The 6,534-nt window shown below is 40.0% G+C and carries 5 protein-coding genes; all 5 read left to right on the top strand.

Annotated elements, in window-relative coordinates; genetic code table 11:
• Positions 1-234: 234 nt before the first annotated feature.
• The 5 genes from ACEYJ7_RS04420 (at position 235) to ACEYJ7_RS04400 (ending at position 6,457) form a co-directional block, all read left to right on the top strand.
• Positions 235-2,739, top strand: a complete 2,505-nt coding sequence (locus tag ACEYJ7_RS04420) for a class I adenylate cyclase (protein WP_373777856.1) — start codon at positions 235-237, stop codon at positions 2,737-2,739.
• 131 nt (positions 2,740-2,870) lie between these two features.
• Complete coding sequence (locus tag ACEYJ7_RS04415) at positions 2,871-4,787, top strand: heme lyase CcmF/NrfE family subunit (RefSeq protein WP_373777855.1); 1,917 nt, start codon at positions 2,871-2,873, stop codon at positions 4,785-4,787.
• Positions 4,784-5,317, top strand: a complete 534-nt coding sequence (locus ACEYJ7_RS04410) for a redoxin family protein (protein ID WP_373777854.1) — start codon at positions 4,784-4,786, stop codon at positions 5,315-5,317. Before ACEYJ7_RS04415 ends, ACEYJ7_RS04410 begins: the two co-directional genes overlap by 4 nt.
• The gene (gene nrfF / locus ACEYJ7_RS04405; protein WP_373777852.1) at positions 5,317-5,727 is read left to right on the top strand and encodes a heme lyase NrfEFG subunit NrfF; all 411 of its coding nucleotides are present in this window, start codon (positions 5,317-5,319) and stop codon (positions 5,725-5,727) included. Before ACEYJ7_RS04410 ends, nrfF begins: the two co-directional genes overlap by 1 nt.
• Positions 5,702-6,457: a tetratricopeptide repeat protein gene (locus ACEYJ7_RS04400; protein ID WP_373777851.1), complete on the top strand. Its 756-nt coding sequence runs from the start codon at positions 5,702-5,704 to the stop codon at positions 6,455-6,457. The genes nrfF and ACEYJ7_RS04400 overlap by 26 nt, the downstream gene beginning before the upstream one ends.
• Positions 6,458-6,534: the final 77 nt, after the last annotated feature.

Raw genomic sequence — 6,534 nt, 5'->3', positions numbered from 1 at the left:
GTGAGAGTAGGGCACCATCAGGGTTTTAATACGAGAGAAACCGCAAGTTAGAGATAGCTTGCGGTTTTTTTTATTTTGCGGAAGCAATGAACAGAAGAATAAGGCTGACAAGCGGTCGGTTTGGGGGAATATTTTGCAAATCTATTTTTGATTTTAAGGGTTGGTTGTCCATACTTTACTTTTTTGCTTAAAATGTTACATTGATCACATTTTTGTATTAGAGAATGGTTACAGATGAAAGAGCTAACATTAGTAAGCACAGATAAAGAGATAGCCCTATCGTCTCATTTTTTAGGACGATTGGAATTCGCTAAATCGCGTGTTGATGCGTTAGAAAGTTTTCGCATTCAAAGTGCGTTAAGAAATTGTTCAGAACCGTTCCAACATGTTTTTTCGTTACTTCCATTACTTGTTCAATGTAACCATCCTTTATTGCCTGCCTATGTGGAAAATGCACCCTATGGTATTGCGTATTTTGAATTGACTTCGGCTCAGCAGCAGTATTTGAATACGTTATCAAATAATTTCTCTATGGATAATCAAGATCCTGCTTTTGATGGAATGTATTTAATGGGAAGTATTGGTTCCATTACTCAAACCAGTCTTTCCGATTTGGACTTATGGCTTTGTTACTCAAAAACTTTTAGTAGCGAACAAAAACAATCTATTGAAAATAAGTTAGCAAAAATTAAACTATGGGCAGGGCAACTGGGAATAGAAGTCAATTTCTATTTAATGAATTCGGATGCCTTTAAAGCTCATCAATATAACAGCGGCGTTACCGAAGAACATAATGGATCTGCCCAACATTTTTTATTATTAGATGAATTTTACCGTTCTGCGATTCGTCTTGCCGGCAAGCGAATATTGTGGACTCATATTGCAGATGACCAACAAGATTACCAATTCATCATTCAACAAGCAAAGGAACGTGGTGAATTAGATCTCTCTGAATGGATCGATTTCGGCGATTTCAGTTCATTACCGCTCGGCGAATACTTCGGAGCAAGTCTTTGGCAGCTTTATAAAGGTATTGAAAGCCCGTATAAATCGGCAATTAAAATCATGCTGTTGGAAACTTACGCAGAAACTTATCCCGAAACAAATCTTATCTCTAAAAAATTTAAAACGATATTACTCGCAGCTCATTCGGTGAGCTACCATTTTGATCCTTATCTTGCAATGTTGGAAAAGGTAACGACTTACCTTGAAAAGCGCAAAGAATTCGGAAGATTGGATCGCTTGCGTAACTGTTTTTATATTAAGGCCAGTGATGGTCAAAATGATATTCATCGCAAACAGGTATTGAACGAACTGGTTGCCGGTTGGGGATGGAGTGCTAAAGAAATTGAAATTTTAGATAATCGGAAAAATTGGAAAATTAAGCAAGCGATGCTTCACCAGCAGATGATTGTAGAACAATTATTACAAAGTTATCGCAACTTGATTCATTTTGCCCGTAAGTTTCATATTGATCCCAGCATTATGCCGCAAGATACAGATATTTTGATGCGTAAACTGTATTCCGTATTTGAGGAACAGCCGGGAAAAATTTTGTTAATTAATGAAAATATCGCAACGAAGTTGGCTGAAAGCGAAGTGACTTTTATTGAAGTCGGGCAAGGATTATCAACCAAAGCGGGCTGGTATATGATTAACCATGCGCCGTTAAGTTCTTATGATTCGACCTCGCGTCATGTGCAATATCAGAAAGAGTTGGGGAATTTAGTCGCTTGGGCTTATTTTAATGGCATTATTACTGCAAGTACCCATATTCATCTAGTGAGCCAAACGGTAAGTTTGGTGACGCTACGCCAATTTATCACGGATTTGAGATTATCTTTTCCGGTTAAAGCGCCGGCAATGCGTAGTGATGATCTCTATCATCCGCATGAAATCCGAAATTTAATTGTCGCAATAAATCTGACGCAAGATCCAACTCGAAATATTCCGCCCTATTCTAAAGAACAAATTGCTCAGGTTGATCTTTTCAATTTAAGCTCTTCAGAACCGGGGGTGATTGGTAGTATTAATATCATTTATCGTAATATGTGGAATGAAGTTCTCACGAAGCATTTTGAAGGTAATGATGCGCTTTTAAAAGCGTTAAAGTTTATTTCAAATAAAATTTATCGCAGTTCTGCGCCGCCTCATTCAGTGAATATTTTTAGTTACAGCGGACAATTACGTAACGAACTACAGAAAATTGTGATGGGGTTAGTCAATCGTTGTATTACGGTGCAGACAGGGTCAATCTATCAACGTCAGCAGCTGCAAACGTTTAATATAGCCGGCAAACAGTGGCAATTAGTATTTGACGGGCATCTGGCCTTAAAAGAAATCCAAGCGGTTGAGCAACAGGAAGATAAAGAAGGTTGTTGCGTCACAAAAATCAATACATTGAATGTGGCGATTCCGAAAGAGATATACAGCTTTGCGAGTGAAGGCTTTTTACAGTTCTTCTTTGAAGATAATGAGGATGACAGCTTCAATGTTTATGTTTTAGATAAACAAAATCATTCGGAATGTTACCGTTATTGCTGCGGAGAAAAGGAAGCTAAAGTCAAACAAATCAGTAAGTTATATTCGGAAGAAATTAGCCATAGAGCGGAAAAATCCTTTGAGAGTTTTAATTTCCCTCAGTTTTATCAACTGCTGAAATCGGAAGATACTGTATCTATTGTGCCGTTTCAAAGTAAAAGACATCGTGATTATATCGAGCAACAAGCCGCCGGATAACCAATATGTTATATCGCGTTCAGTAATCGGGTGTTTTAATCGAATCAGGTCGTCCAATAATATTTCGTCCTTTTTTTATTCATTACAAGCGGTTAGAATGACGCCGTTTTTTACAAAAATGTGGATGGATTATGTACCCTGAATTGGGCTATTTTTCGTTGATTTTACTCGTCGCGACTTGTGCGGTTCAAATCGGATTTTCCTTGTGGGGGGAATGGCGTAAGCAGCCGCAATGGCTGGAACTGAACGGCTTATTTACAGGCGTACAGTGCGTATTGGCATTGATTTCATTTGGTTGTCTGGCTCAAGCCTTTATTACTGATGATTTTAGTGTGAAATATGTTGCCGCACATTCTAATAGTCAATTACCCGTTTTTTTCAAATTTGCGGCCACTTGGGGTGGGCATGAAGGCTCAATGCTATTTTGGATGACCGCACTTGCATTATGGTCCGGTGTTTTTTGCATTTTTTCGGGCAAAACTGACCGCTTGTTTGCCAATCGGACCCTTGCTTTTCTTTCTCTGATTCTTTTTGGTTTTGCACTTTTTATTTTATGGGTATCCAATCCGTTTGAACGTTTGTTTCCGGCCGTACCGGAAGGCAGAGATCTCAACCCGATGTTGCAAGATATCGGTTTAATTTTTCATCCTCCGCTACTTTATCTCGGTTATGTCGGTTTTGCGGTGAGCTTTGCGATGGTCAGTGCCACCTTATTGGACGGTGTATTTGATTACGCGGTTGCACGTTGGATTCGCCCGTGGACAATGATTGCCTGGGGTTTCTTAACTGCCGGAATTCTTTTGGGCGCATGGTGGGCTTATTATGAACTCGGTTGGGGTGGCTGGTGGTTTTGGGATCCGGTTGAAAACGCTTCACTTATGCCGTGGCTGTTAGGAACGGCATTACTACACAGTTTAATTGTCAGTGAACAACGTGGTATTTTCAGCTACTGGACGATTTTATTGGCAATTTTTGCCTTTGCATTAAGTCTTCTTGGTACTTTTATTGTTCGTTCCGGCGTATTGACTTCCGTCCATGCTTTTGCTGTTGATGCTGATCGCGGTATTGCTTTATTATTGCTGTTTTTTGCGCTCAGCTTTATCTCTTTGGCATTATTCGCATTGCGGGTTAATTTATGGCAAGGAGACGTCCGTTTTAAACTGTTTTCTAAAGAAACGGCTTTTTTACTGATTAACGGATTATTCAGCCTTGCTTGTTGTGTTGTGATTTTAGGCACATTTTACCCGATGATTTTTACTGCGATGGCGTGGGGATCGATTTCTGTCGGTGCACCTTATTTCAATAGTGTATTTACGCCGTTAGTTTTACTGTTAATGGCAATAATGGGTTTTGCAACAGTATTGCGATGGAAGCGGTTACCTCCTCATACGCAAAAAATTCAGCTTATTTTATTGCCTGTCGCGGTGTTGCTAAGCGTCTTGACGGCTTGGATTGAAGTTTCAAGTCGTAGCTCACCCCATAACATTCAATTTTTACCCACGCTATTTATAAGCCTGGCGTTCTGGATTATCTTGACTCATTTTCCTTATGACAAAGCGATGTGGAGCCTACGTTCGCTGGCTATGCGTTTGGCACATATCGGCTTTGCCGTTGCTGTTTGTGGCGTGATGATGAGCAGTTACTATGCGAATGAAATTGGTGTTCGCTTAAAGCCAAACGAAAATACTGAACTGGCGGGATTTCGGTTTAACTACGATTCTCTCCATCACCAAATCGGGCAGAATTACACGACTGAAAAAGCGTTATTTCATCTTTATGACGCTAGCGGGGATTATTTAGCGACCATTTCCCCGGAACGTCGCTATTATGATATTCGCACGATGACGATGTCCGAAGTAGGGCTGTATCATCACGGTTTGGATGATGTTTATATCGTAATGGGAGACAGATATCCGAACGATGAATATGCTTTCCGCTTACACTATAAACCCTATGTCGGGGCATTATGGTTTGGTGGGCTTATGATGGTGATGGCTTCGATTTTGGCTATATTCGGATATCGAAAACGTAAAAAGGCATCAATATGAAAAAAACGCTCCTTTTCTTACCGCTTGTATTATTACTTGTCGTTGTTTTATTTTTGGTTTTGCAGCTTAAAGATCCTGACGCCATTTCTCCCAGTGAAGATTGGCGAGGTAAACCGTTACCGGAGTTCAGTGCCAAACATTTGTCGGATAATCATGCTGTGTTGACGAAAGACAGTTTGCCGAAAGAACCGTTTATTCTCAATGTTTGGGCAAGTTGGTGTACTTGGTGTATTAAAGAATTCCCTATTTTGCTTGATATGCAGCAAAAAGGCGTACCGATTGTGGGCTTGACTTACGCAGATCGCCCCGATGATGCGCGCAATGCGTTAAGTCGTTGGGGAAACCCGTTTCTTTTTACTATAGATGATTATGATCGTGCATTTTTAATTGGCATGCTGAAAGTAAATTCTGCACCTATCAGCTATTTGATTGATAAACATGGTGTGGTGCGTTACCAGCAAAAAGGTTACCACCCGAATTTTGAGCAGGAATTTATGCCGCGTCTGTTAGAATTGCGTAAGGAAAAATAATGAAGAAATATTTTGCTTTGGTACTGTTATGCTTTGCATGTTTTGTGCGGGCTGAAATGGTTGATACTTTCCAATTTCATTCTGAGGCGGATCGCTTACGAGCGATAGCATTGGCAAAATCACTACGCTGTCTGCAATGTCAAAACCAAAATTTGGTAGAGTCTAATGCGACACAAGCTTATAAAATCCGCCTTGAGGTCTATGAAATGGTGAATCAAGGTAAAAGTAATGAAGAAATTATTACAATAATGACTGATCGCTTCGGCGATTTTGTAAATTATAAACCACCGTTTAATCCGCAAACGTGGATATTATGGGGAACGCCTTTTGTGTTGTTGCTTGTAATGTTGGGCGCGGTATGGTGGCGGGTAAAAAGGAGAAAACATGACTCATCGAGATCAATTAAATAAAGAACATCATCAACAAGCGGTCAGTTTCGCCGAAAATTTTGCAGATAAAGAAAAGCAAGAATTTTTGGAGGAAACCAATTTTCGCGATGCTTTTGAACAAATGCAGTTAGCTAGACGCCAGAAACGAGAGCAAAGAATGAAACCGTTTGCTTTGGGTGTAGCTGCATTAGCCACCATTTTTTTAGCAAGTAGTATTTATTATTGGCAAAGCGGGCGTTATCAGCAAGCAAAGCAGGATCAGGAAGCTTCCGCGCAGTATCAGCAACAGCAGGCAGAAGCAGACAGAGCACAGTATATTATCAGCTTACAAAATCAACTGCGTGAAAATCCGAACAACGGGGAAGCGTGGTATGAATTAGGTAGAACATACTCTTTAAGTAATGATTTTGAGTCTGCGTTAGTTTGTTTTCGTAATGCTCATGCCGTATTGGGAGATAAACCGGCTATTTTCGGTGCAATGGCAACCGCAGATTATTACCGCAACAAGCAAGTGATGACACCGCAAGCGGGAGAATGGATTGAACAAGCCTTAAAGTTAGATCCGAAAGAGAGTTCAAGTATATTGTTGTTAGCATCCGATGCGTTTTTACACAATAACTATCTACTTGCGATCCACTATTGGAAGTTTGTACTCAGCAGTGAAAACCCGGCGATAGATCGTAAAGCCATTATTCAGCATATTGAAATGGCAGAACAGTTGTCAAAGGGTGGGAATATTAATTCAAAATAATTGCATAATTATTCAAATTTAGTTGTCATCTGTGTAAAATCTGCATAAACTAGTTGGTAATACCCTATTCAAAATAA

It is taken from the genome of Glaesserella sp. (genome assembly GCF_041814905.1).
Classification (GTDB): Bacteria; Pseudomonadota; Gammaproteobacteria; order Enterobacterales; family Pasteurellaceae; genus Glaesserella.
The sequence above is the reverse complement of the archived record's forward strand: the minus strand, read 5'-3'. Positions and strand labels throughout refer to the sequence as shown.